The sequence below is a fragment of the Microvirga sp. VF16 genome (genome assembly GCF_016864375.1).
Classification (GTDB): Bacteria; Pseudomonadota; Alphaproteobacteria; order Rhizobiales; family Beijerinckiaceae; genus Microvirga.
Window position 1 is genome coordinate 3,888,565 of record NZ_CP069354.1, and the last position, 26,084, is coordinate 3,914,648.

Below are 26,084 nucleotides of genomic sequence, written 5' to 3' on the forward strand. Positions count from 1 at the left end.
CGTGAGAGTTGGATTTCTTCCCTCCCCCTTGCGGGGAGGAATTAAGGGTGGGGGTCGAAAAGTCAGAGTGAGGAGCGCGCTTCGATAAGAACGAAGACTGCTACAGCACTTCTGTCGTTTACTGTCTCACCCGGTCGTTCCACCCCCATCCCTCCCCGCAAGGGGGAGGGAACAACGCACGCCGATCACGCCACTTCCGTCACCGCGCGCAGGCGCAAGGCAACGCGGGTGAGCCCGCTGTCCTTGTCGCGCTCGGAGAAAAGCTCCGTGACGCGCAGGTTGACGAGGCGGTGTCCGTCGAGTGCGAGCGAGGCATCGTCGAGGATCGCATCGAAACGCTCGGCCACAGTGAGCGCCGCTCGCGCGCTGCCGCGCTCGGACCAGATGACGATGCCGAGACTTTGCTCATGGCCGCGATCGTGATCGGTGGACCAATCGGTTGCACGCACATCCGAGAACAGCGCGTAAACCGGCTCGGCGCCGCGCGGCGGCTCGTCGTAGAGGCGTAAACTACCGCCCATGAGCACTCGCAGTTCCGCATCGGCGGCAGCCGTGTCGAGGATTGCGCGGCGAAGCGCGAGAACGGGGCTCGTCATGCCCGCATCTCCTCGACGAGGCAGACGAGATCGCGCTTCGAGCCGTCCGGATCGGAGGCCGCGCGGATGGCGAAGCGGCGCAGGCCCGAAGTCAGGCGCATGGCGCCGGTCACGCCCTCGCGATAGCGCAGGGTGATGCGATGGGTCAGGCTCTGCTCGGATCGGTCCGCGCGCACGCGCTCGGAGCCGGAGAGCATCTCGATCGCACCCCAGAGCTGCGGGCCGGAGGTGTAGGTGCGGACAACGCCGCCGAAACCGTCGGGCCTCTCGAGCGGCATCTCGAGCACGAACCGGCGCGAGCGCGCGCCGATGGGAATGGGTTTGGTTTTCATGGCAATGTCTTGGAATGAATGTGATTGAACAACATATTCTGCTGTCATCCCGGGGCCGCGCAGCGGAGCCCGGGATCCATAACCGCGAACGGAGCAGAAAGAGGTGAAACGCTGCTTGCCTTGTCTTGAGACGTCGTGGTTATGGATTCCGGGCTCGCCTGCGGCGCCCCGGAATGACAGTAGAGGGCCCGTCTACAGCCGCATCCGTTGAAACGGTGCGACAAGAGCCAATGCCTCCGACGGCAGGATCTGCTCGCCGATCACGTCGCCGCGGTTCTCGAACCAATGGGCGACGAGAATGCGGATCGCGAGCTTCAACGGGGCGGGCACCGCCTCGGATGCGGTGCCGTAGCCGGCCCGCAGCTCGATGGAGATGCCGTTCCTCGGCCTGCCCGGTTCCGGTGCATGGGTGGCGGCAATGCGCGGCGGATCGCTCAACATATCCGCCTCGAAGGCGCTCGCCGGAACATCAGTGACTGTACCCGAAGCATCCCTCACCTTGATGCCATCGACCGCGATCAGCGGCGAGAGCGGCAGCAGGATCGTTCCGCCAGCGGGCCAGCGGTCCAGCACCACGCGCCAGCGCTGCTCGATCAGGATCCGCCGTGAGGCCGCCTCGATCATGAGCCGCGCCGCCTTGATGAGACCGGCAATCAGGTCATCCTGCATGCCGTCATCGTCATCGACGCGAAGATAGGCCTTCATCTCCCCCAGCGTTATGGGCTCGACGGCAGGGCCGCTGATGAATATGGGAATCATCTTGAACAGGAATCCTTATGAGTCATGCAACGTCTGGTTACGTTCTGTCTTGCCCTGTCGCTGATGGCGACGGAGGCGAATGCCATCGTCGGCGGTGCCGAGAATGAAGGTCCCCTCGCCCGCCAGAGCGTGATGGTCCTGAGCTCGAATGGCGGCGTCTGCAGCGCCGTGGTGCTGGCCAAAGACGTGGTGCTCACCGCCGCCCATTGCGTGACGGGCGCAGCCGAGCACCGGGTGCATTTTCGTGACGAGACGGGCGAGCCCGTGCTGATCACGCCCGCCGCGAAGGCCGTGCATCCCGGCTACAATGCGAAGGCCATCGAAACCCGGCAGCGCTCGGTCGATCTCGCCCTGGTGCGTATCCCTGAGGCCCTGCCCGCCCGCTTCGAGCGGGCGACGCTCACGGCCGCGAAAGTCGCCGAGAACAGTGCCGTCATCGTCGGCGGCTACGGCCTTGCCCGCGAGGGCGATGCGAAAACCTCCGGCACCTTCCGCACCGCCTCCCTGACCGCGGTCGAGCCATACGGCCCGAGCAAAATTCTGCTCTGGGCCGAGGGATCCGGCACGGCAAGCGCCTGCCAGGGCGATTCCGGAGGTCCGATGGCGTCCGGAACCGCTATTGTGGCAATCACAAGCTGGTCATCTCCGGCGAAGGGTCGAAGCTGCGGAGGCGTGACGCAGGGCATCCTCGTCGGCCCTCAGCGCGAATGGGTCGACCGGATTCTGAAAGGCTGGAATCGCGCAGCGTTATGGAGCGGCAATTAGGACATCCGACTCAGAAGGAGGATCCACCTTTGCGCCCTGTCCCCTGCCGTTAGAAATTCCTAAGGGAACGGAACTATCCTGACGGCCAAGGTCTTGCCTTAAAAAATCCTTTCCCCTCACGGCATCATCATCCCATGCGCGCGCTGCCAACTCTTGCTCTTGCCGTCTTCATCCTTGTTGCCAATCCCGCATGGGCCATCCTCCAAGGCGCCACCACACGCGACCCGAATGGGTTGCGGCGCTCGGTCGTGTCCATCGAGAGCTCGACCGGCGAGCTCTGCTCCGGCGTGGTGGTCGGGCCGGATCTCGTGCTCACCGCCGCCCATTGCATGACGGATCGGGCCGCCTACCGTGTCACCGCGCTCAACCGCGCCTTCCGGCAACAGCGCTTCAACGTCGCCGCGCTCGCCGTCCATCCCACATTCGTCCCCGGCACCACGCCGCGCACCCAACCGGGCATCGACCTTGCAATCGTCAAGCTCGATCGGCCACTCGGACCCGACTTCCTGGCTCTCGACCCGACCCAGGCGGGCCGGATCGATGTGGGCGACGGCGTGACGATTGCCGGATTCGGCGTGTTGTCCGAGCGGGCCCGGCGCACGGCCCGGACACTGCGCCAGACCAACCTCATCTCGCTCGGTCCCATCGAGGTCGCCAACCGCGTCCTGATCGTCGTCGACCGCAACCGCCTGGCGGAGACGGCCGGGGCCGGCGCCTGCCGGGGCGATTCCGGCGGGCCGGTCCTGGCCGCGACCTCCGCAGGCTATCAACTCTACGGCATCACGAGCTGGTCGAGCGGCCCCTTGCGCAGCCGCCAGCCGAGCGCCTGCGGCGGCCTGACGGCCGTCACGCCGATCGTCGAGCATCTCGGATGGATCTCATCGAGCATGCGCGGCCTCAACGGGACGCGCAGCATGTGGACGGGGAACTGAACCGATCTTCAATCACCGTGTCATTCCGGGGCGCCGAAGGCGAACCCGGAATCCATATCCGCTAACAGTGCAGGCAGAAGCGTAACGCTGCTCGCTTTACCTTGCAATGTCGTGGTTATGGATTCCGGGCTCCGCTATGCGGCCCCGGAATGACAGTGCTTGCGCCCCAACGTCATCACCGGCACAAGGCCGGTGATGACGTGGAGGGTAGCGTTACGCCGCGAACTTCAAGAGCTTGATCGCCGCGTAATCCTGCACACCGCCGCCCACGCGCTTGGTGGTATAGAACAGCAAATAAGGTTTCGCGGAATACGGATCGCGCAGCACACGCATGCCGGCACGGTCGACGATGAGATAACCGCGCTTGAAATCCCCGAACGCGACCGCGCAGGCATTCGCCGTGATGTCGGGCATGTCCTCGGCTTCCACCACAGGGAAGCCCATCAGGGTGGCGGCCTGGCCGAGGCTAGCGGGCGGCGCCCAGAGATATTGGCCGTTATCGTCCTTGAACCGGCGGATCGCGCTCTGCGTCTTGCGGTTCATGACGAAGGAGGCGTTCTGACGATAGCCGGCCTTCAGTGAATAGATCAGGTCGACAAGCACATCGGAGGGATTGGCGGCCGGAAAGGTCGCGCCGCCGGTCTGCACGGTGCCGAGCTTGCCCCATTCCCAGACTTCCTCCTCGATCGTATCGGCGGAAAGAAACCCCTTCGGCTTGTTGATGCCGTCGCCTGTCACGAAGGCGGTGCTTTCCTGCTCGGCGAAGGCAGCCTCGACTTCCTCCGCGATCCAGCGATCGATATCGACCACCGCATCGTCGAGAAGGGTCTGGGTCGCAGCCGGCATGGCATAGAGTTCCATGGCCGGGAAGCTCATCTCGGAGAGCGTCGGACTTGCGGTCTGAGGACGTGCCGCCGTCTCGCCGACCCAGCCCGTCGCGGGACCCATGGTCGAGAAGGCGCGCTTGTACTGGCCACCGGAAATCACACGCACCGACGAGATGGCGCGGATCGGCGAAACGGCCGAGAGACGGCGCAGCACCTCGCTCTCGACCGTATCGGGCACGAGATAGCCGCCATCGGGGCCGGAGCCGGCAGAGAGCGCCTTCTCCTCGAGCCGCTTCAATCCTGCGGCCTCGCCGGTGCGGATATAGGAATCGAACGCTGCCTTGTGCTCTCCTTTAGCCGGATCGCGGGCATGGTCCGCACCGCTGCCCAGCGGCGGACGCGAGCGATCGAGGGCAAGACGGTCGAGGCGGCGCTTGGCATCGTCGAGGGCGGTGTCGATACGGATCAGCTTTTCGTCCGTCACGACATCGCTCGACAACCGTGTCTCGATCTCGGACAGGCGCGTGTCGTTGGCATCCTTGAACGCCTCGAAGGCGCGGGCGAAATCGTCGAAAGCCGAGGCGACATCGTCGGAAACGGATTTGGTGTCTACAATGGGGATCATATCAATCAATCGGTTTGTTAAATGAAAAGGCCCGCCGGTGGGCGGGCCCGTTTAATTCCCGGTAAAAGGGAATGATTAGCGGCGAGCGCGACGGGTGTTGCTCTGCACTCTATTGGCCACCGTGGGCCCGGTTGCTGCGCCGACCGCGCCGCCGACGATCGCACCGGGCGGTCCTGCAATCGCACCGACACCGGCACCGACGGCAGCGCCGCCGACCCGCTCTTCCGTGGTGGTGCAGGCCGCGGCCGCAAGGCCGAGGAGCGCAACGAAAACGAGCTTCTTCATGACAACCTCCCAAGAAACGCGGAGATCCGACACCTTCCGGATGAAGAAGGGACCCGCCACTTCCGCATCCGTGCGGGCGTTCATCTAACGCGCTCCCAAGGACAAGGTTCAGGACAATAATCGCACGGCCGCCCTGCGGATGCTGGCGGCGAGTTGCGGCCTCACGTTCTTCACGGTTTCGACCCGCGCATCGGGCAGCATCGGAAAGGTCACGACGGAGATTTCCCACAGGTCGAGCTTCTCCAGCCGGCGCAGGCCCGTGGGCCGCTCGGCCCGCGCACGTTCGGCGCGAAAGCCGATGGAGAGCCCATCGACCGCGCCTTCGCGCATGAGCGCATGGATCTCCCGCGCACGCTCCACGGCAAGGTTGAGCTTGCCGCGCACGCGCAGGCCCCGCCGATCCTCCGCGATGGAAAGCCAGCGCCCGATGGGCTGACCCGGATCGTGCTGCCAGAGGAGCCGCACATCGGCCGCGCCTCGTTTTCTTAAAGTATCCGAGAACGCCCCCGGCATGACCACATCCTTGCCGAGATCGGCCTCACCGAACAGGCTGGCATAGCCTTCGAACACGCCGTCGACATCGACCGCGTTCAGCGGCTCGGACAGGAACTTTCGTTCCTGAATGATGGGAATGCCGGGCTTCATCGCGCGGCTCCGCGGACGATTTTCGGTTTGGCATCGAGCTTTTCGAGCTGGCGCACGAAATCGCGAAACACGAGCGCGGCGCGGCTCTGCCCGTCCCGCGCGGCCTTCGGCTTGCGTGGCGTGCGGGTGATGGTGCGGGTCATCAGGGTTCTCCCGAATGGCGGCGGTTGAAGAGGGACAGCTCGCGCACGAACGCATCGAACCGACGATTGGCTGCGAACAGATCGCGCAGGGTCATGGCAAGCAAAGCGGACGCCCCGCTCGCCCAGACGAACAGGGCGAGATGGGCAAGATCCCCGCGCCGGATGACGGCCTCGGTGATCTGGTCAAACATGTTCATGATTTGTTCCTACGGAAAAACTCCGTTGAGGGTGGGTGCACGTGGGAATTGGGATGGTGTTAGAGCATCGGACCCAAAAGTGGACCCACTTTTGGGATCTAATCCGATGCTCAGCCCTTAAGCGGCGCATCGTTGGGTGCGGAAAACCGGGTCCACTTTTCCGCACGATGCGCTAGTGGTTCGGGTGGTTGCTTGCGCGTATGGATTTGCGAGACATCGACGGAGCGTCATCCCGGACGAGCGAAGCGAGATCCGGGATCGCTTGCAGGATCTGGTGCTGGAACCTCAACACTGTCATCCCCGCGAAGGCGGGGATCCATAACCACGACGTCTCGGGAAAGAGTGGGCGCCGGCATACCTTGTTCTGCAATGTTGGCGTTTATGGATCCCGGGCTCCGCTGCGCGGCCCCGGGATGACAGTGCTGAACTGGTTTTCGCGCCGTGCTCCTCGCATCGGGATCGCCGGCACAAAGCCGGTGATGATGTCGAAGCAACACTTATCGCACTTGCCTCCCCTTCCCCACCGTTGCCCGCCCATACCCCACCGCCTCACGCTTCTCATCATCACTCAAAAACGCCGCCGCCGACACACGGCGCCAGAGGCTTTCGCGTTCGTCGGCCAGTGCCTCGACGGCGTCGAGATCGGGTTCGAGTTGCAGCATTTCGCCGTAGGCGGGCGCCAGCCAATGTGACAGCGAGTCCGCCGTGCGCTTCACGAGCGGGATCACCGTCTGGCGATAGAAGGCGCGGTTGGCTTCGGCGTAGTTGGCGTGCGTGCTGTCGCCGGGAAGACCGAGCAGCAGCGGCGGCACCCCGAAGGCGAGCGCGATCTCGCGCGCAGCGGCCGCCTTCGCCTCGACGAAGTCCATGTCCTTCGGCGAGAGCGAGAGCGGCTTCCAGTCGAGGCCGCCTTCGAGAAGCAGGGGGCGTCCCGCATTGCCGGCACCCTGGTAATTCGCTTCGAGTTCGCTCTTCAAGCGATCGAACTGCGCATCGGTCAGCGTCGCGCCACCGACGACGAGCGCGCCGGAGGGCCGTGCCGCGTTGTCGAGAAGCGCCTTGTTCCAGGCGCCCGCCGCGTTGTGAATGTCGAGCGCGGTGGCCGCAGCTTCCATCGGCGAGAGACCGTAATGATCATCAACTGGGTGAAACAGCGTGAGATGCAGAATCGGCGGCAGCGTCTCGTCATCGCGGATCGCGAAGCACACGGATTGCGTGCCGACCGCATATTCATAAGCAGCAGGCCAGCCATCGGCATCTGGCACCACGCGCATCCGGTCGGGCCGTAAGCAATAGAGTTCGTGCGGCGCGCCATCGAGGCTTACCGCCTCCACATAGGCGTTGCCGGAGACCATGAGGTGGCCGTAGAGGCTTTCCAGAAAACGCTGGCCGCCCTCGCGCGCATTGGGCCTGGCGAGCAGCGCAAGCAGCGGATGCGCCGTAAGTTCCCTGCCCTCGCTCTTGAGCACCAGGGGCAAAGCCGCCGCCGCCTCGCTCACCAGCCGCACGGCGCGATGCACGATGGCGTTCTTCTGAAAGCCTTCGCGGGACAAGGCCGCGTAATCGCGTGGCGTCCATACGGCGCGGCCGGCGACATAGAGCGCGATGGCGCTTTGCACGCGCGAAGCCTTGGCCTCGGGCGGCGCCTGAAGCCAGCGGGTCAATCGATTGAACATCAAAAACTCCTGCCCAGGATGAGGGCATGACGAAAAATGAAGGGCCGTGTGAGCAACGAAATGCTCCTCCTCCTGCCAATCCTCCTGCCATGGCCGCACTTGTTGCGGCCATCCACGTCTTCAACGGAGGCAAAGACGTGGATCCCCGGGACTGATCCCCGGATCAAGTCCGGGGACGGGGATGACGGCCCAGCGTCTTCTTCCGTTACAACGGCACATCTCTGCTCTGCGTTGATTCAGAATGGCGACATCTTCCGCAGACGATGATGAAGAAGCGGGCAATTCTCGCCATCCTGTCATTGGGCGGTCACATGCCGTGAGGTAATCTTTAGATGTTGCGGGGCATCCGGCGACATTCACGCGCCAGCCGAGCTGGTTTCCCCACTCGGCTGGCGCGACCATCAAGTTTCTCGAGCTCTGTCGTCCTTTCTCCTATTCGGGACGGCATGAGGCAGATGGCGGGGCGGATCGGCACGGATGGACTGCCATCCGCCCCTGCCTTCCAGCAGCACTCCCACCTTTGAGAGCCCCTCCGTTGCGCCGCGTTGCCTCTTTGGAGACAGATGCGCCCGAAAGGCTCACTCCATCAGGAGACGTTGAGGATCGTCGGCTGCACAATAGCTTATGCGCAGTGGCTCCATTCTTTGCCCCTACGGGAGTCACGGCGCCCCGGCTGGAGATATGCGTGAACGCTGTACTTCGGCTGGGGCGTTCTTTCTTCCCTCGTGTCATTCGCGGGTGTTCGCGTGACATCCTCCACGTCATGGCCGGGCTTGTCCCGGCCATCCCGATGCAGTGAAGCGCCGCGCCTTTCCAATCGGGATCACCGGCACAAGGCCGGTGATGACGTGAGGAGGTTGTCGGTCCTGCATGAGCAGTCTCACAACACCCGCACTCTTGGCTCCCGCCTCTCCCGCAGCATCAATTCGGTCAGCGTCCAGACGAGTGCATCCATGCGGTCAGGCGAGCGACCCGATGTCAGACCGCCGGGACCGAAATCGCAGAGCTCGTCCTCAAGCTCCGGCAGCGCGCCCACATGGCGCACGCGGTTCTGTGCGTACAGCACGGAGACCGGCTCCGCGCGTAAATATTTGCCACGCGTGGCGCGCACCGCCATGACAGGCACGGACGGATCGACCTCGCGGATCACGCCGGTCGCCATCTCGCCGCCCTGGTTCGTCTCGACGACGAGCGCATCGGCCTCGAACCGTCGATACAGCGCCACGGCCTTCGCCGCCCATTCCGGTGGCTTCAAGCCTGACGCCGTTGCATCCTCCAGCACGTAAGCAACACCGTTGTCATCGATGCCTGCTGCAACGATCCCGCAGGCATCGGCGCGCTTCGACGACGAGGCCGGCGGATCGACGGCGACGACGATGCGCATGAGCGGCGGCGCGCACGAAACGCGGTTCGCTTCGACGATGTCGCGCGTCCATAACGCATCGGGCCGATCCTCGACGATGTCGCCATCGAGCTCCTGCCGACCGAGACGCGTACCGGCATAGCGACGCATGACGGTGTCGAGAAAGACCGGCGCCAGGTTCTCCGCATTGTCGGCGGTGCGCACGCGCGACACCGCGACATGCGGATCGGCGAGGAAGCGCTTGATGAGCGGGATCGGCCGCGGCGTCGTCGTCACCATCTGGCGCGGATGCGCGCCGAGACGAAGACCGAATTGCAGCATGTCCCAGGTCTCCTCCACGTGCTTCCACTTGGCGAGTTCGTCCGCCCAGGCGGCATCGAATTGCGGACCGCGCAAGGAATCGGGATCCTCCGCCGAGAACACATGCGCCACCGCGCCGTTCGACCATTCGAGCTTGCGCAAGGACGGCGACCATGTGGGGCGTTCATGGCGCGCATGGATGGAGAGAATGCCGGCAGGCCCCTCCACCATCACGTTGCGCGCATCCGAAAAGGTCTCGCCGATCAGCGCGATGCGCCGTGACGCGTGATGCGCAAAATCCGGTTCGGCGAGCGCGATGCCGCGCACCCACTCGGCGCCGGTGCGGGTCTTGCCCGCCCCTCGCCCGCCGAGCATGAGCCAAGTCGTCCAGGGATCGTGCAGGCGCGCCAGGCCCGGCAAGCGCTGCTCCGGACGGCAGCGCACCGGCCAATGCCGCAGCACGCTTTCGAAATCGTCTTCAGACCAGGATGCCGTCGCATCCGCGAGCCTCCTCTTCCGCGATAACCCGGTTAAGATGGTGAGCAAGTTCGTCGCGCAGCTCGTGGAGGCTGCGTCTTGGTTTAGAATGATGCTCGGATTCATCGAGCGGTGAGCCTTCCTGTTCCAGAAGGGCCTGCGCCGTCATCAACGTCTTGGCGTAGGACGCCAGGATCTGAGCCGTCTTGGCGTGGCTCGTCACGCGCCCGGCGCGCTGCTCCTTCACGAGAGCCTTGATTTGAGATTTCGTCACGCGCGCCAGCGATCGCGCGGTATCGCGCAAGGCCGCGGGGGCAGACAAAGCCTCGGATGGATCGTCGGCTCGGCCTTCCACCGCCGCGTCGACACCATCCCGATCTTTCAGAGCGAGTGCGGCCGCCCGGTGCGGCCATCCCCAGCTGTCCCGCAGACGCACGAAGGTCCTGCGGCTCACATCGATCCGGGCCGCGATCTCATGCAGATTCATGGAGGGGCAGTTGAAATAATACTCGTAAGCCCGCCGCTTCTGTTCGGCAGACACTTCGATCGCGACAGCCATCGGGGACAATCCAATAAAAAACCGCCCAAGCGGGAGCTTGAGCGGCGGAGGTTGCACCGGGGCGATGAATGCGGACGGGGCTTCATTCACACTTCGCCAGTGTTCACGTTTTGTACTCCAAGAGCGTCACGCTGTCAAGGTGAGTCTGGGCCGCTTCGAACTTCCGATGCGCAGCAAGGCTTTGCATGGCCCTGCCCCTCGCCTGGAGCGACAAGGGGGACGAGATTAGGCAGCGAATCGGCATCGCTCCTCGAATCTCTTCTCATATCGAAGGTGTTCTCTGAAAGTTCTCCTATCAAGCAATATAGTGGATACTGTTACATGTTTTCGCGATCAAAATCGGAACATATGAGCAATGAAGAGACAACGTTTGACCGTACTTTTTAAGTATACTAAGAAAACCATATAAATGCATAGCTACGCATTCGAGTAGGAATACTGAAAACTATCATATAATAACCTACATGTTCATATAGGTTACAAAGATGCTACTCATCCGATGCGGGATTTCACCGTTATCCTGTTCCCCTCCACGACAAGAGTCCTGCGATAGAGTTCGTTGAACGCCTGCCCCCGACGGCCGCGGCTCCCCGGTCATTGTCTCGTCCAGCCTCGGAAACCGAATCTCCGCTCCGCCAAAATTCCATATGGCGTAGAGCCAGGAAATTCCTATACAAAGTTACGGAACGAGATCTTCCTGACGAGCATTACGCAGGATGGGTTGGACGAGAAACGACAGGATGGGAACGGGGGCAGCAGACATGGCGGCATCAATCATTCGGCTCGGGGGCGAGCAAAAGGTCAACAGTCACACGACCAGCAGCCAACAAGCACAGAGCATCACAGCGCTGAAGGACGGCGGCTGGGTCGTGACCTGGCAATCCTTTAATCAGGACGGCTCTCTCAGGGGCATCTATCAGCAGCGCTACAAGGCCGATGGCTCGCTTAGCGGCAGTGAACAGCAGGTCAATACCCATACGACAAGCGACCAATCGGCTCCGAGCGTGACGGCGCTGGCCGACGGTGGCTGGGTCGTCACCTGGATGTCCTGGGATCAGGATGCCGGCTTTTTCGGGGGCGTCTATCAGCAGCGCTACAAGGCCGACGGCTCGCCCGTCACCGATGGTCCCCATGGCGGCGAACAGCAGGTCAACACCGAGACGGATGATAACCAATCGGAGCCGAGCGTGACAGCGCTGACGGATGGCGGCTGGCTCGTGACCTGGACCTCCAACGGTCAGGACGGCACCTATAACATCTACCAGCAGCGCTACAACGCCGATGGCTCGCCCGTCACCGACGGTCCTTTTGGCGGCGAACGGCTGGTCAATACCTATACGATAGACAACCAATCGGCTCCGAGCGTGACAGCGCTCGCCGATGGCGGCTGGGTCGTCACCTGGATGTCCTTGAGTCAGGACGGCTCCGGCTATGGCACCTACCAGCAGCGCTACAAGGCCGATGGCTCGCTCAGCGGCAGCGAGCAGAGGGTCAACACCGTCACGGACCAACACCAAGCGTTTCCGAGCGTGACGGCGCTGGACGACGGCGGCTGGGTCGTGACGTGGGCCTCCAACACCCAAGACGGCTCCGGCTATGGCACCTATCAGCAGCGCTACAGTGCCGACGGTTCGCTCAGCGGCAGCGAGTTGCAGGTCAATACCTATACGACAAACGATCAATCGACTCCGAGCGTGACGGTGCTTGCCGATGGCAGCTGGGTCGTCACCTGGACCTCCAACAGCCAGGACGAGCCCGGTGGTCTCGGCATCTACCAGCAGCGCTTCACCCCCGTCACAGCCTTCGGCGAGGGCACGGAGAGCGGAACCGGGACCGGCGATCATGAGGTGTTTCGGGTCAGGAACGGCGGCCTGGAGGCGGGCGACACGCTCGCGGCCGGTGGCGGCATCGATGTTCTCAAGATGATCGAGGCCGGCAGCCTCGATCTCACCGCACCGGATACTTTGACCGGCATCGAGATCGTCCAGGGTTCGAACGGCAACGACACCATCGCGACGAACGCCACGCGCCTGACGGAGATCGTCGGCATCCAGGGCGGCGCCGGGCGTGACGAGTTGCGCCTGCAGGCCGGCACCTATGATCTCTCGGCCAAAGTCGTCTCCGGCATCGAGACCATCACGCTTCTTGGAACCGGCTCCCTCACCTTCGCCGACAAGGCGACGGCGCTGCTGGCGCACAGCCAGACGCAGAACGGCGCCGTCATCCTGACCGACGACAGCTTCACAGTGGCCGAGCGCACCCAGCTCTACCATCAGGGCATCCGGCAGGTCACGGATGCGGGCGGAGTCCACGTTCTGCAGGAGGCGCAAGCCTCGTTGAGCACGCGCGCGGTGGAGGAGAATGCCGGAACCGGCACCGTCATCGGGACGCTCTCGGCGATAGATCCCACCCCGGGCGACGGGCTGCGCTTCGAGCTGATCGACAATGCCGGTGGACGCTTTGCCCTGTCGGGCAATCAGATCGTCGCGGGTAACGGCAGCCTGCTCGACTACGAGAGTGGCGCCACGCATCGCATCGTCGTGCGCATCGTTGATGAGGGCGGCATCATCACCGACGCGGCATTCACGATCATGCTCAGCGACATTCCCGTCGAGACGGTCAAGGGCACGTCCCGCGCTGACGTGCTCAAGGGCGGAACGGGCAATGACGTTCTCTACGGCGGACTGGGCAAGGACACATTGACCGGCGATGCGGGACAGGACGTGTTCGCGTTCGACACCCGGCCGAACAAGAAGAGCAATCTCGACAAGATCACCGACTTCGTCGTGAAGGACGATGCGATCTGGCTCGACAACAAGGTGTTCACGAAACTCGGCAAGGCTGGCTCCATCACCAAGCCCACTGCGCTGAAGAAGGGCTACTTCGCCACCGACAAGGCCAAGGACAAGGACGATTACGTCATCTACAGCAAGAAGACCGGGATCCTCTCCTATGACGTCGACGGCTCGGGCTCCAAGGTCGCTGTCGAGATCGCCCAATTGAAGAAAGGTCTCGGCCTCAAGGCCACCGACTTCTTCGTGGTGTAGGACGTTTCACAGGACGAGATCGACCACGATCATTTCGTGATCCGACACCGCCCGGCCCTCTTCGTCGAGGGCCGGAACGATCTGCGGATTTGTTGCCGCGAGGCCGCGCACGACGATCCAATCGAGCTTGCCAAAGGGCGGCTTGTGCTTGTTCTTCGGGCCCGGTGTCTGCGTCGGGAGCGCGAGATTGGCGTTCGCCCAAGTGAACCCCGCCTTTTGAAGATCGGCGAAGAGCGGTTCGTAACGCTCCGGCGCTTCGAGCAGGAGATGCCGTTCGTTCTCCTCGCGCGGCAGCGCCTTTGTGTTGAAGTCGCCACCGATCACGCAAGGCTCGCCCGGTGCGATCGCATCAAGCGCTTGCAGCAGGTTGAGGATCTGCGCCTGACGGTCGGCTGGATCGGTCTTGCTCTCGAGATGGGTGCTGACGATCCATAAAGGTCTCGGCGCATCGGCGATACGGGCGGCCAGCGCCATGCGCCCGCCGATCCGTCGCTGCGCGCCCTTGAAGCCGGAGAACCATAACCCGCTCTCATCGAGCGGGATCAGGTGCGGTTGCTCCAAGGCCAGTCCGGTCACGATGGCGTTGCCGTGGAGGCTGCGAATATTGCGCTCGCCTGCATGCTTGCGCATCTCGCCCTGGTCCCCGAGATCGAGTTCTACGAATTCGACCCCGTAGAGATACCCTTCGCCAGTGCCTGCGATCAGGTCGCGAAGGTTATGCGTGTTGCCGGAGCGCGCCATGCCGAGATCGACCTCGCTGAGCAGCGCGATGTCGGCGCCGGCCTGTTTCATGAGGAGGCGAGCCGCCGGCCGGTTCTTGAGACGCTCGGCGTTGAAGGCCGCGATTCTGATGATTTCAGGACAGGGCCGAACGTGCTCAGGCGGCACCTGTTCGATCTCCCGAAAAGCTGGGATCTGCTGCAGCAGGCGCGCATGCGCATCCTCGCCCGTCACCGATGCCCGACGCGCTTCCTCCAGGATGGAAGCCTCGGGAGCATCGAGGTTCTGCACGACCCGATCGATCACAGCGCGCATGGTGCAGGAGCTTCTCAAAAACTTTCTCGGCCTCCTGCCAATTAGGGCGTCGCGCCTCTTGCCGGACCTGCGAATTTCAGGAATCTTTGAGCTTGGCCTTAGGAACTTTTTTAAGTACGGGCCGTTATGTGAGCGCATCAAGCTTTGCCGGGAGGAAGCCCATGGTCTTTTGGGCTGCTATTGTTGCGCTCGCAACGGGCGCATTCGTCTATGTTGGCGACCTCTCTTCGGCCCTTGTCAGCCTAGCTGAAATCGGCGGCGTCATCGTCCTGTTCACCCTGGTCTGTGCCGCGGAAGTCTTCAGCATCCCGAAGAACCCGCCCTTCGACAAAGGCCACGCCCAGTCCGAGTCCTAGGGCCCGGCGCGCCGGCGGTTTCCTTTGACGCCCTCGAAAAGCGGGCCTCCTCATCCCAATGTCTGATCTTTTCCTGACCCATGGGAAATGTTAATATATTGCCCATGGGTCAGATTCGTGATTATGTTTCATATCATGAGCATGCCCAGCCCCGCTTTGGCCGCATCCGTCGATTTGGAGCAACTCACGGGCGACCTCGTCGCCTCGGTCTCCGATAGCCCCAGGGGGGCGCTGGACAGCGCCCTGCGGCAGGCCCTTGCCCACACGGTCGAGACGAAGGTCAACGCGCAACTCGCGGTGCTGCTGGAGGGGATCGGGGATGCTTTCTATTCCCTCGATGCCGAGTGGCGCTTCAGCTATATCAACCGGGCGGCCGAGGGCTATTTCGGTATTCCCCGCCACGCCATGCTGCGCAGCATGATCTGGGACGTGTTCCCGGAATCCGAAGGGACCGACCTGCGGCGCCGCTACGAAGAGGTCTTCGCCTCAGGCCGGCCCCTCTCCTTCGAGTCGGAAGCTGTGGGACGCCAGGGCCGGTATCTGGAATTCCACGTCTTTCCCTATAACGGGGGCATCGGCGTCAGCTTCCGCGACTGGACGGAGCGCCGTCGGGCGGAGGAAGAGCTGCGCGCCAGTGAGGCGCGCCTGAGTGCGCTCGCGAACAACGTGCCCGCCTGCATGTTCTACCAGACGAGCCATTCCTCGGATTTCCAGGACCGCAAGGTTCTCTACGTGTCCATGACCTGCGAGCGGCTCACCGGTATTCCCGCCGCCGAGGTGCAGGCCAACCCTGGCCTTCTCTACAATCTCGTCCTGCCGGACCATCGCTCCAAGATGCTGGCACGGGAATTGGAGGGACATCGCAACCTCAAGGAATTCGAATCCGAATTCGAGATGTGGCACGCGAGAACGGGCGAAGCCCGGTGGCATCGCATCATCGTGACCCCGCGGACGCTGGAGAACGGCAGCATCGTCTGGGACGGCATTCAGATCGACATTACCGAGCACAAGCGGGCCGAGGAGCATCTGCGACTGCTGCTCAACGAGCTGAATCACAGGGTCAAGAACACGCTTGCGACCGTCCAGTCCCTGGCGTCCCAGAGCTTCCGCAGCCTCAGGACCCGAAACGTCCAGGACCTTCCCTCCGCCTATGCCACCTTCGAGGCCCGCCTGTTCGCCCTCGCCCGCGGCCACGACATTCTGACCCGGGAGAATTGGGAGGGCGCAAGTCTCGGCGAAATCGTCAGCCAGGCCTTCGCCCCGTACCGCGACCTGTCCGAGGAATGCAGCAGGATCTGGATCGACGGCTCGGATCTTCGCGTGTCGCCCCCCATGGCTTTGAGTCTGTCGATGGCCCTGCACGAGCTTTGCACGAATGCCGTCAAATACGGTGCCCTGGGCGTTCCCGACGGGCGGGTTCACATCTCCTGGTCGACGCTCAAAACCGCAACGGGCTCGCGCCTCGTCATGCGGTGGGAGGAGCGTGGCGGCCCACTGGTCCTTGCGCCTTCGCGCAAGGGTTTCGGATCGCGGCTGATTCAGGAAGGCTTGGCGCGGGAGCTGAATGGTGATGTGCGGCTGATTTACGAACCCGAGGGCGTCGTCTGTGCCATCGACGTGCCTCTTTCTTGAGCAGGGCTGGGGGGCGTTTTCAAAAGACGCATAGATCATTAGTCGATAGGGGGCGCCAGATATCTTGCGAATGGAACCGTATTTAGTGTCAATAGCGCGCAAGTGACGAAGGTCACGATCCAGAGAGGAAAAGATTACTATGAAACGTCGTCAGTTTTTGCAGGCCGCAACGGTCGGCGCGGCCTCGACAGCGGTTGCCGCTCCGGCCATCGCTCAGTCGATGCCGGAGATCAAGTGGCGCATGCAATCGGGCTTCCCCAAGTCGCTCGACACCATCTACGGCGCAGCCGAAGTGATCGCGAAATTCGTCTCCGAGGCGACCGACGGCAAGTTCCAGATTCAGCCTTTCGCGGCCGGTGAAATCGTCGGCACGCCCCAGGTGGCCGATGCGGTCGGCAACGGCACCATCGAGCTCGGCCACACCTGCTCCTATTACTATTTCGGCAAGGATCCGACCTTCGCCATCGGCACCGCCCTGCCCTTCGGCCTCAACGCCCGCCAGATGAACGCCTGGATGTATCACGGCGGCGGTAACGACCTGCTGAACGAGTTCTACGCCAAGCACAATCTCTACGGCATGCCTGCGGGCAATACCGGCGTGCAGATGGGCGGCTGGTTCCGCAAGGAGATCAAGACCGTCCAGGACCTGCAGGGTCTCAAGATGCGCATCGCGGGCCTTGCCGGCATGGTGATGCAGAAGCTCGGCGCCGTGCCGCAGCAGATCCCCGGCGGCGACATCTACCCGGCTCTTGAGCGCGGCACCATTGATGCTGCCGAGTGGGTCGGCCCCTACGATGACGAGAAGCTCGGCTTCTCGAAGGTCGCACCTTACTACTACTATCCGGGCTTCTGGGAAGGTGGCCCCGCGATCCATCTGTTCGTCAATCAGGCAAAATGGAAAGAGCTCCCGAAGGCGTATCAGGCGATCCTGACCGCTGCTTCCGGCTACGCCAACAACGACATGCTGGCGAAGTACGACGCCCGCAACCCGGCGGCCCTGCGTCGCCTGCTCGGCGCCGGCACGCAACTGCGTCCTTACTCGCAGGAAATCCTCGAAGCGGCTTACAAAGCAGCTAACGAGGTCTATGACGAAGTTTCCGCCAAGAATGCCGACTTCAAAAAGGTCTACGAAAGCGTTCGCGGCTTCCGGAATGAAGAATATCTCTGGTTCCAAGTGGCCGAATACGCCTACGACACCTTCATGATCCGTGCTCGTGCGCGCGGCTGATCTTTCTTAACGCCATAAACCTGAAGAAGGGCGACCATTCGGTCGCCCTTTTTTGTTGATCTCGGCATACCCACATAAGATTCTTCCTGACGGACGTCCTGCCACCACTCTCTTCGAGCAGGGCGCTCATCCTGTGAGTATCAAGGGGCATTCGACAGACGATGCGCTGGACTCTGCGGATCAGTTTTCTGCTCTTTCTGGCCTGGGCCATCTTCATGGTCTCGCCCTTCGTCGCGCTCTACGATCTATCCAAGGCTGTCGAGGCGCGGGACATGGACCGGATCACCGAGCGGGTAAATTTCAACGCTCTTCGCGTCTCCCTCGCCCGGCAGATCCTAGGCGAATACCTGAAGACGCAGGACCTCGATGGACTCGACCGACAGACCGCCGCACAGGCCGGAACTGCGACGCTCAACCCGGTCCTGGAAGAACTCATTACGCCGCAGGCCGTTATCGACCTTCTCGAGGACGGGCAGTTGCAGCAGATGGCCGGAGCCCAGAACGGCAACGGCGCTCTCTCTCCGATCCGTTTCGATGCTTCATCGCTCGGAAAAGCCTGGCGGACCTTCATCATGTCGGAGACGCAGGGCTTTCGCGCCATTACCATCCCGCTCCCAGCGGATGAACCCAAAGACAAGCAATTCAAGGTTACTCTGCGCCTGAGAGGCATCACTTGGCGGGTAACCGGGATCGAGCTTCCCGAGCCAATCAAGGAAGAATTGATCAAGCGCGCAGCGGCCGCAGCAAAGTAAAACTATTATCAGCGAGCTTACTACCGGAACCTGGAGCATAACAAGAACGTTTCCAGTCAGAATATCATCTGATGAAGGATCAAGTATGCGTAAATTTGCTTTAGGTATCGCCACGGCAAGCCTTTTGATTGCCCCTCAACTTGCCGCAGCGCAGGAGGGAACTGCTGCTGGTGTCGCAACCGGCGCAGTGACAGGTGCCATCATCGGCGGGCCGGTCGGTGCGGTGGTTGGCGCGGGCGTCGGCGGCATCGCGGGCGGACTTGCCGAGCAGAATGCAAAGATACAGACGACCCCGGAAGTTGTGGTCATCCCCGGTCCGGAAGCAACAGGTTCGATCCGGCAAAGAACCTGCACTGTCGATGCTTACGGCAATCAGGCCTGCATGGATGTCGTGCGATAAATTCTGAACTACCGAGTATCGAAAAGCCCGCCTGTTCAATCAGGCGGGCTTTTCGATACTCGGTACGCAACAATTCCGGCATATCCTCGAACGCAGAACAGAGTACTCCAAACCGCCTCAGTGGACGAATAACCACCCAACCAAGGCAAGAGGAAACACGGCGCCAAGAATAAAACAGATGACTTGTGAGGTCATTCGATTTCCCTCCATGGCACAACAACCAGAAACATTAAAATACGTTCCGACGAATTACGGCACGACGCAAACAGAGAGAAAGTCAATCCATGACGATGTAGCCTGAAATAACTGCGGTTTACATCGATCGCGCTCGCGAAGGGAACCGAGCCTCGCCCCCTCGATTGTCAGAACGAGGAAGGTGAGGTGTCAACGATGAAGGATCAGGGCCGTCCCGCGCGAAGTTTCATAGAGGATGCTGAATTCGTCCGCAAAACGCTCATCGTGCTCGGTCTGGGATTACTCGCCTTCCTGATTTGGAAGCTGTCGGACGTGCTTCTCCTGGCTTTCGGGGCTGTGCTGGTCGCCATTCTCCTGCGCGCCGCGTCAGATGCGCTCGTGCGGTTTCTATGGGTGCCCGAGCGTTGGAGCCTGGCGGTCGCTACTCTCCTCATCTTCATGGTGTTCCTCGCCATCATCACGCTCTTCGGAGCCCAGGTTCGTTCCCAATTCTCCAACGTGGTCGAACAACTTCCCTTCGCCGTCGACAACTTCGCCAAGCAGCTTGGACTCGGCGCGGTGAGTGACGACCTTTCGGAGATCGTGAACAACGCACCGGCCGGTGGAATGGCAGCCCGTCTCGCAGGCATCGGGGGTGCTATTCTCGATGGGCTTGCGGACTTCGCCCTGGTGGTAATCGCAGGCATCTACATTGCCGCGGCACCAGACCTCTATCGGGAAGGGTTCGTCAAGCTGTTCCCCATACGCCACCATCCACAGGTCGAAAGTTCGCTGCAGGCCTCCGGCCAGGCCTTGAGATTGTGGCTGACGTCGCAATTGATCGCCATGGCTTGCGTTGCGGTGCTATCGGCCATTGCCTTCCGGCTGATCGGCCTGCCTTCGGCTATTGCCCTCGGCCTCATTGCGGGACTTGCGGACTTCATCCCCTTCCTCGGCCCGATCTTGGGAGCCCTTCCCGCCGTTATGATCGCCTTCAGCATGAGTGGAGAGACGGCACTCTGGACCGTACTCGCGGTCATCGCCATCCAGCAACTCGAAGGGAATGTCATCTTCCCTCTGATCGCGAGACGGGTGATCAGCATTCCTCCCGCCCTGGCGCTGTTCGCAATCCTGATCGGCAGCGTCCTATTCGGCGCCCTCGGACTGATCTTCGGCTTCCCCCTCGCCGTCGTCACCTATGTGCTGGTGAAAAAGCTGTACGTTCGGGAGACTCTGGGGGAGCAAACGGACGTCCCGGGCGAGCCCGGCAATGACGATCACCGGGAGGTCGGCTCATAACGTTGGCGTTAGCCCGGGAGGAAGTCTTCCATTCCGCTCAACAGCCCTAAAGACTTAAGCGGATTTAAGCCTGTCGCAAACCAACCCGAAATCCCAACAACATGCGCACTTGAGGGCAAGAGCGCGTGCCTTACACTATGATTAAGCTCCTGCGCGGCGCACTGAGGCCATGCGCGCTGTATTGCCGGTCAAATCACTCAGGCCTCGAGCGCTTTTGTCTTCGGGGATTGGCGATCGAAATTGTGGTCGTACGGGATCGACAGGAAAAACAGGGAGGCTGCCATGAAGGCGTACACGCTTGGTTTGATGGTGCTGTTCGGAAGCCTTGCGAGCTTTCCCGCCACGGCCCAAGAGCCTCCTCGGTTCAATGTTGAGGCGACCTGCAAGGCGGCTCAGCCCCTCACTGCCGAGGACACGAACCCGTATGAAAGCTGCATGAGGGACGAGACGGCCGCGGAACGTCAGCTTCGCGAAATCTGGAGCAGTGCGGCAGCGGGTCAGCGCGATATCTGCGGGCAGGAGGCGCAGATCGGCGGGACGCCGAGTTATGTCGACATGCTCACCTGCCTGCAGATCGCCCAGGGAACGACGCCGACGGCGGTGTCGCGCCGCCGGAAGCCCGCCCAATAGCGACGCGAGGCGAATCCATTTGATCCGCTCACGATCGGCATCGTGAGCAACCGTCGTCAGACCTGCGGTTTTGGGACGGGATTCGAGTGGCGCGGCTTCGGTGCCTCAACCAGACGGAAATGCACCGGAGGCGATTTCCAATCGGGTGGCAGCTGGAGAGGAACGGTGCATGTGGTCAGCAGACTCCGTCCCTCGCCGTTCCGGACCTCGAACACGTAGCCGGGCCGCGCCATCCGTGCGCAGTTTTGCCACTGGTCGAAATCGATCCAATCACTCATCGACGCGTCCCCAAGAGCTCCTATCAAAGATAGAAGTCAGTGGTCGCCAGCATGGAGATGCCTGGGATGTTGATGCGAAAATCCGCAGTCCTATCGCCGTTCACATCTCCGGAGAGCACGCTGCCTGTGAAGTTCAGCTGCCCGGCCTGACCCGTAAAGACCTTGTTGCCGATGAACGAGAAAGCCTGATCTCCGCCGGCTGCGGTACTGGCATCAATGGTGCGCAGATCGATGCGATCCACGCCCCGCACGAAGTCCTGAATCGTATCGCGCGCGCTCGAAAGAGAATCCTTGACGGAGTTGAAATCGAAGATGTCCGCCCCAGCGCCTCCGGAGAGCGTATCGGCCCCAATATTACCATCCAGGGAATCGCCTCCTCCGAGCCCGTACAATTTGTCCGAACCGGCACCTCCTCTGAGCAGGTTGATGCCATCGTTGCCGGTCAATGAATCGTTGCCGGACCCACCCACCGCGTTCTCGATGAGCGAGCGCGTATCGCCCTGATAGAGCAAGGCATTGGCGATGTTACCGACAGCAACCTTTGAGCCGTCCCAATGCAGTTTCGCAAGCTGAGTGGTGGACGTCTTGCTCCATTCGCCGGGGCGGAGATCGACCTTGAGATTGGTCGAATAATTGGAGAGGTCGTAAGTATCGTTCCCGCCGCCGTCCCAGATGGTCAGAAAGACCTTGTTGCCACCCGGCGTGCCCTGGCTGACGCCGTTGATGGCCATTGCGCCGGTTGCCGCGTTCCATGAATAAGTCGAGTTGCCGCTATTCGTCGTGTAGTTCGCGCCATACATGTGCTGCACGGCCGCGATATCGTACATCATCAGCGACTGCGCATAGCCCCAGGTTTCGTTCGTGTAGCCCGCGGTCGTCGAGCCTCCGACATAGGAGCGATAGCTCATGACCGTATACTCCAGCGAGTCCCGGTCCTGCGGCATGGCGTTGCCTTCATGAGCATGCTCAAGCCCGAGCGCGTGCCCGATCTCGTGCAGGAAGACCTGATAAGCGTAATTGCCCTTCACGGGGCTGGTGAAATAGCCATTGGAGCTGTTGAACCAGACATCTCCGCCTTCAGCGGCGGTGTTGGGAAGATACGCCCAGGCCGATCCGGTCTTGTCCGACATGGCCAAGCGCAGATCGGCGTGCTGCGTCGAGGTTTCACCGACTTCCATAAAGGTCAGATTCGCGACCGACGCATATGTCTTCAATGCATTGCGGGCGGTCGTCTGCTGAGCTGCACTAAGGCTCCCGAAATTCGTAATATTCTCTGCTGTGCCGTATGAATTTCCGTAATATGATCCGCTCGTAGGAAAGCTGTAGGTTACGCTGTTAGTTGCCCATTTATATCCGCCAAGAACCCCATCGATATACGCATTTCCAGTCAGGCCATAAGTAGCAATAGCAGGCATAAAACCATCCTGTTCGGAAATTATTCTGAAGAATACGGGATCAGAACTGCTGCAGGACCGACAAGGTTTGCCTTTGAACGTGAGGCTGGCAATTACCCCAAAAGAGGTATTTTTCAGCTTTGCTATTCGCTTTTCCCCAGCCACGCTTGGGTTGCATGGGCGTTCACCGCGTTCTCTCCTAGGAGAGAGGAGGCCGCGTCAGATGATCGGGATGGTCAAATCTGCGACGCTTTGCCCTGTAATTTGCTCCTCGACACCGTTGAGACGCTCTTTGTTCGACAGGCGCTTCACGCGGTCAGGGCCCCAGCCTGTCGTGCCGGCGAATTGCGTAAGCGCCGCGGACAAGGCTTGACTCATCCGGCCACAATCGCCGGCGAGTAAGGCTCATCCTCAATTGCCTGAGTTACGTTCGCGCGTCCTCAGACGCCATGTCTTCCATCGGCCAGTCGGTGATGCGCTCCAGGAGCTCGGCGACCGTAAAGTCCTCCTCCGGTCCAGCCACCCGATCCCGGACGGAAATTCCGGCTGCATGGACCGTCTCCGGATCGCCCGAGACGAGCGGGTGCCACCAATAGAGATCGTGCCCCTCGGCCAGGAGACGGTAGGCGCAGGTATGGGGCAGCCAGGAGAGGCTGCGCACGGCATCGGGAGTCAGGCGCACGCAATCGGCCACCTTCGATTGGCGGTTCGGGTAATCGCGACAGCGGCAGGTCTGGTCATCGAGGAGAGTGCAGCCCACATCCGTGTACATCACCTCGGCCGTATCCTCGTCCTCCAGCTTGACGAGGCAGCAGCGCCCGCAGCCGTCGCACAGGCTCTCCCATTCGTCGAGGCTCATGGCTTCGAGCGACTTCACGCGCCAGAAGGGTTGCTCCTCCGGCTCGGGGCGGATGACAGGTGCGGCATTTGGCATGTGGGCGCTTTGACGTCTCTTTGAGGCGGTTTGAGGGAAGTGCTAAACCGCACATCGGGCAGCCTAATACTTCCGAAGAGGTAAATCTCCGTGAACCTACAAACAAGGTTCTGAGTTATATATATCGTCATCGCCACGCTTCGGCGTTGCCGCAGGGGAATTCAACGATCATAAGCAAGGCATGTCAGGCCCCAGACCTGCCCGAGGACCACCGTGAGCCAGCAGCCCCCCATCCCTCTGATGACGCGGATCAAGCGTGGCGCGCTTTGGTTCGATGCGTGGCTCAATTCGGCTCTGTTCCAAAGCCGGCGTAGCCTCGCCAGCGCTGGAGGATGGTATTCGGAAAAGCTGAAATGTCTGCGGTTTCGCGGCCCTGTTCGTGGTCTTCTCGATCTGACCAGTGAGGCGACGACCCTGGGCACCGTCGGTGGTATCGTGATGCTGGCCCTCGCCCTCCCCGCCTTCCGGGAGACGGAGGATGACTGGCTCAAGACCCAGGACCTCGCCGTCACCTTTCTCGACCGCTACGGTCAGGAGGTCGGGCGGCGCGGTCTGCACCTCGACGATTCCTACAAGCTTGAGGATTTCCCCGATTATATGATCAAGGCCGCGCTGGCGACGGAAGACCGGCGCTTCTATGATCATTGGGGCATCGATCCGATCGGTACTTTCCGCGCCCTCATGGTCAACGCCCAAGGCGGCGGCGTGGTGCAGGGCGGCTCCTCTATCACTCAACAGCTCGCCAAGAACCTATTCCTGACCAATGAGCGCTCCCTGGAGCGCAAGATCAAGGAAGCCTTCCTGGCGGTCTGGCTCGAGTTCCATCTGACCAAGGACGAGATCCTCAAGCTCTATCTCGACCGCGCCTATATGGGCGGCGGCGCCCACGGCGTGGTGGCGGCGGCCGATTATTATTTCGGCAAGCCGGCCAAGGACCTGACCCTGGCGGAATCGGCCATGCTGGCCGGCCTGTTCAAGGCGCCGACGAAATACGCCCCGCACGTGAACCTGCCGGCGGCCCGCGCCCGGGCGAACGAGGTGCTGCGCAACATGGTCGAGGCTGGCTTCCTCACCGAGGGGCAGATCCAAACGGCCCGACGCAACCCGGCAACACCGGTCAACCGCGAGCGCGAGACGACCCCCGATTTCTACCTCGACTGGGCCTTCGAACAGGTGAAGGGCCTCGCCTCCCAGAAGAAGTTCGGCAGCGAACGGGTGCTCATCGTGAAGACTCCGCTCGACACCGCGCTGCAGCGGCACACGGAACAGACCCTCGAGAACATGCTCCGCCAGCACGGCCGCCAGTACAAGGCAGGCCAAGGTGCGATCGTGGTCATGGACGTGGACGGCGCCGTGCGCACCATCGTCGGAGGACGGGATTACGGACAGAGCCAGTTCAACCGTGCGACGGCCGGCCTGCGCCAGCCGGGCTCCTCCTTCAAGCCCTTTGTCTATGCGGCAGCCCTGACCACCAATCCGAAACTGCGGCCTAACTCCACCGTCGTCGACCGGCCGATCTGCCTCGGCAATTGGTGCCCGCAGAACTACGGCCGTTCCTTCTCTGGCTCAATGCCACTGGTGTCGGCCCTTGCCCGCTCGATCAACTCCATTCCGGTCCAGATGTCCGTCGAGATCGGCAAGGGCAACGCCAAGGCAGGCCGCGCCGTGATCGTGGATACGGCCAAGCGCATGGGCCTCACCCACCCGCTCGCGGATTCGAGCTCGCTCCCCATCGGCGCCGCCGAGGTCACCCCCATCGACATGGCGGCGTCCTATGCGGTCTTCGCCAATGGCGGCAAGCGAGCCGATCCTTATGCCACCTGGGAGGTCCGCAATTCCGCCGGCGACGTCATCTATCGCCATGACCGGGACACGCCGCCCAAGCAGGTGCTCGACACCCGCGTGGTCCAGGACATGAACTTCATGCTCAATAAGGTGGTCGAGGAAGGCACGGGCAAGCGCGCGGCTCTCGAAGGCATTCCGGTCGCGGGCAAGACCGGCACCACCAACGGCTACAAGGACGCCTGGTTCGTGGGCTATACCGGCAACCTCGTCGCCAGTGTCTGGTACGGTAACGACGATTCCTCACCCATGGACGACATGACCGGTGGCACGCTCCCCGCCATGACATGGCATGAGGTGATGAACCTCGCCCACCAGAACCTGGAGATCCGCCCGATTCCGGGAGCGAGCCCTGCCAATGCCTCCCGCGTGGCCTCCGCGAAGGGCCCGACGACGGATCAGGCTCAGGCGCCTACGCAAGCCTTCCTGGCGGGCACCCTCTCCCGCAAGTCCTATGAGGTCCTTGGCGGGATCGGGACCCTGTTCCAGTCGGTCGAACGCTCCGTGACGATGGGCAAGGTTTTAGAAACACTGCGCAGCTCAGCTGTCGCGGACGACCGCCGCCAGGTTGCAATGCCCTGAAGAATGCAGACAGAGGCTCA

The 26,084-nt window shown here is 62.0% G+C and carries 27 protein-coding genes; 11 read left to right on the forward strand and 16 right to left on the reverse strand.

Annotated features, from left to right (window positions below; all coding sequences use genetic code 11):
• Nucleotides 1-185: 185 nt before the first annotated feature.
• The 3 genes from JO965_RS18135 to JO965_RS18145 all read right to left on the reverse strand — a co-directional run bounded on the left by JO965_RS18135 (nt 186) and on the right by JO965_RS18145 (nt 1,687).
• Nucleotides 186-596, reverse strand: coding sequence for a DUF3168 domain-containing protein (locus JO965_RS18135; protein ID WP_203440421.1), 411 nt, complete (start codon nt 594-596; stop codon nt 186-188).
• The gene (locus JO965_RS18140) at nt 593-928 is read right to left on the reverse strand and encodes a phage head closure protein (RefSeq protein WP_203440422.1); all 336 of its coding nucleotides are present in this window, start codon (nt 926-928) and stop codon (nt 593-595) included. The genes JO965_RS18135 and JO965_RS18140 overlap by 4 nt, the downstream gene beginning before the upstream one ends.
• 192 nt (nt 929-1,120) lie before the next feature.
• A complete protein-coding gene (locus JO965_RS18145; RefSeq protein ID WP_203440423.1) occupies nt 1,121-1,687 on the reverse strand; it encodes a head-tail connector protein in 567 nt (188 codons plus the stop codon).
• 24 nt (nt 1,688-1,711) lie between these two features.
• Here JO965_RS18145 and JO965_RS18150 point away from each other — a divergent pair, with 24 nt between their 5' ends.
• A complete protein-coding gene (locus tag JO965_RS18150; protein ID WP_203440424.1) occupies nt 1,712-2,452 on the forward strand; it encodes a trypsin-like serine protease in 741 nt (246 codons plus the stop codon).
• A gap of 134 nt (nt 2,453-2,586) precedes the next feature.
• Nucleotides 2,587-3,384, forward strand: coding sequence for a trypsin-like serine protease (locus JO965_RS18155; RefSeq protein WP_203440425.1), 798 nt, complete (start codon nt 2,587-2,589; stop codon nt 3,382-3,384).
• 213 nt (nt 3,385-3,597) lie between these two features.
• Here JO965_RS18155 and JO965_RS18160 read toward each other — a convergent pair whose 3' ends face one another.
• The 8 genes from JO965_RS18160 to JO965_RS18195 all read right to left on the reverse strand — a co-directional run bounded on the left by JO965_RS18160 (nt 3,598) and on the right by JO965_RS18195 (nt 10,481).
• The gene (locus JO965_RS18160) at nt 3,598-4,836 is read right to left on the reverse strand and encodes a phage major capsid protein (protein ID WP_203440426.1); all 1,239 of its coding nucleotides are present in this window, start codon (nt 4,834-4,836) and stop codon (nt 3,598-3,600) included.
• Nucleotides 4,837-4,911: 75 nt separating this feature from the next.
• Entirely contained in the window at nt 4,912-5,205 is a 294-nt protein-coding gene (locus JO965_RS18165; RefSeq protein ID WP_246776610.1) for a hypothetical protein, read from the reverse strand.
• Nucleotides 5,206-5,229: 24 nt separating this feature from the next.
• Nucleotides 5,230-5,766, reverse strand: coding sequence for an HK97 family phage prohead protease (locus tag JO965_RS18170; protein WP_203440427.1), 537 nt, complete (start codon nt 5,764-5,766; stop codon nt 5,230-5,232).
• Complete coding sequence (locus tag JO965_RS18175; RefSeq protein ID WP_203440428.1) at nt 5,763-5,909, reverse strand: hypothetical protein; 147 nt, start codon at nt 5,907-5,909, stop codon at nt 5,763-5,765. The genes JO965_RS18170 and JO965_RS18175 overlap by 4 nt, the downstream gene beginning before the upstream one ends.
• Complete coding sequence (locus tag JO965_RS18180; protein WP_203440429.1) at nt 5,909-6,106, reverse strand: hypothetical protein; 198 nt, start codon at nt 6,104-6,106, stop codon at nt 5,909-5,911. The genes JO965_RS18175 and JO965_RS18180 overlap by 1 nt, the downstream gene beginning before the upstream one ends.
• A 497-nt stretch (nt 6,107-6,603) precedes the next feature.
• Nucleotides 6,604-7,782, reverse strand: coding sequence for a phage portal protein (locus tag JO965_RS18185; protein WP_203440430.1), 1,179 nt, complete (start codon nt 7,780-7,782; stop codon nt 6,604-6,606).
• 880 nt (nt 7,783-8,662) lie between these two features.
• Complete coding sequence (locus JO965_RS18190; RefSeq protein ID WP_203444250.1) at nt 8,663-9,820, reverse strand: DNA-packaging protein; 1,158 nt, start codon at nt 9,818-9,820, stop codon at nt 8,663-8,665.
• 103 nt (nt 9,821-9,923) lie between these two features.
• Nucleotides 9,924-10,481, reverse strand: a complete 558-nt coding sequence (locus tag JO965_RS18195) for a hypothetical protein (protein WP_203440431.1) — start codon at nt 10,479-10,481, stop codon at nt 9,924-9,926.
• 761 nt (nt 10,482-11,242) lie between these two features.
• On the opposite strand from JO965_RS18195, the gene JO965_RS49200 reads away from it, so the two are divergent.
• A complete protein-coding gene (locus JO965_RS49200; protein WP_305846550.1) occupies nt 11,243-13,528 on the forward strand; it encodes a hypothetical protein in 2,286 nt (761 codons plus the stop codon).
• 6 nt (nt 13,529-13,534) lie between these two features.
• Here the strand turns inward: JO965_RS49200 and JO965_RS18205 are convergent, their stop codons facing one another.
• On the reverse strand, nt 13,535-14,563 hold the full coding sequence (locus JO965_RS18205) for an endonuclease/exonuclease/phosphatase family protein (RefSeq protein WP_203440432.1): 1,029 nt from the start codon (nt 14,561-14,563) through the stop codon (nt 13,535-13,537).
• 161 nt (nt 14,564-14,724) lie between these two features.
• Between JO965_RS18205 and JO965_RS18210 the strand changes: the two genes are divergently transcribed.
• The 7 genes from JO965_RS18210 to JO965_RS18240 all read left to right on the forward strand — a co-directional run bounded on the left by JO965_RS18210 (nt 14,725) and on the right by JO965_RS18240 (nt 21,034).
• Entirely contained in the window at nt 14,725-14,919 is a 195-nt protein-coding gene (locus JO965_RS18210) for a hypothetical protein (RefSeq protein ID WP_203440433.1), read from the forward strand.
• Between the two features lie 135 nt (nt 14,920-15,054).
• On the forward strand, nt 15,055-16,551 hold the full coding sequence (locus JO965_RS18215; RefSeq protein ID WP_203440434.1) for a sensor histidine kinase: 1,497 nt from the start codon (nt 15,055-15,057) through the stop codon (nt 16,549-16,551).
• 139 nt (nt 16,552-16,690) lie between these two features.
• Nucleotides 16,691-17,779, forward strand: coding sequence for a TRAP transporter substrate-binding protein (locus tag JO965_RS18220; RefSeq protein ID WP_203440435.1), 1,089 nt, complete (start codon nt 16,691-16,693; stop codon nt 17,777-17,779).
• A 161-nt stretch (nt 17,780-17,940) separates the two neighbouring features.
• Complete coding sequence (locus JO965_RS18225; protein ID WP_203440436.1) at nt 17,941-18,531, forward strand: DUF2939 domain-containing protein; 591 nt, start codon at nt 17,941-17,943, stop codon at nt 18,529-18,531.
• An 85-nt stretch (nt 18,532-18,616) separates the two neighbouring features.
• A complete protein-coding gene (locus JO965_RS18230) occupies nt 18,617-18,931 on the forward strand; it encodes a glycine zipper domain-containing protein (protein ID WP_203440437.1) in 315 nt (104 codons plus the stop codon).
• A 390-nt stretch (nt 18,932-19,321) separates the two neighbouring features.
• A complete protein-coding gene (locus JO965_RS18235; RefSeq protein WP_246776902.1) occupies nt 19,322-20,404 on the forward strand; it encodes an AI-2E family transporter in 1,083 nt (360 codons plus the stop codon).
• A 282-nt stretch (nt 20,405-20,686) separates the two neighbouring features.
• Entirely contained in the window at nt 20,687-21,034 is a 348-nt protein-coding gene (locus JO965_RS18240) for a hypothetical protein (protein WP_203440439.1), read from the forward strand.
• Nucleotides 21,035-21,090: 56 nt separating this feature from the next.
• Here JO965_RS18240 and JO965_RS18245 read toward each other — a convergent pair whose 3' ends face one another.
• The 4 genes from JO965_RS18245 to JO965_RS18260 all read right to left on the reverse strand — a co-directional run bounded on the left by JO965_RS18245 (nt 21,091) and on the right by JO965_RS18260 (nt 23,640).
• Nucleotides 21,091-21,312, reverse strand: coding sequence for a hypothetical protein (locus tag JO965_RS18245; protein WP_203440440.1), 222 nt, complete (start codon nt 21,310-21,312; stop codon nt 21,091-21,093).
• Nucleotides 21,313-21,335: 23 nt separating this feature from the next.
• Nucleotides 21,336-22,727, reverse strand: coding sequence for a M10 family metallopeptidase (locus tag JO965_RS18250; protein ID WP_203444252.1), 1,392 nt, complete (start codon nt 22,725-22,727; stop codon nt 21,336-21,338).
• 198 nt (nt 22,728-22,925) lie between these two features.
• Entirely contained in the window at nt 22,926-23,072 is a 147-nt protein-coding gene (locus JO965_RS18255; RefSeq protein WP_203440441.1) for a hypothetical protein, read from the reverse strand.
• Between the two features lie 58 nt (nt 23,073-23,130).
• Entirely contained in the window at nt 23,131-23,640 is a 510-nt protein-coding gene (locus JO965_RS18260; protein ID WP_203440442.1) for a YcgN family cysteine cluster protein, read from the reverse strand.
• Between the two features lie 240 nt (nt 23,641-23,880).
• On the opposite strand from JO965_RS18260, the gene JO965_RS18265 reads away from it, so the two are divergent.
• Nucleotides 23,881-26,064, forward strand: coding sequence for a transglycosylase domain-containing protein (locus tag JO965_RS18265; protein ID WP_246776903.1), 2,184 nt, complete (start codon nt 23,881-23,883; stop codon nt 26,062-26,064).
• Nucleotides 26,065-26,084 lie beyond the last annotated feature (20 nt).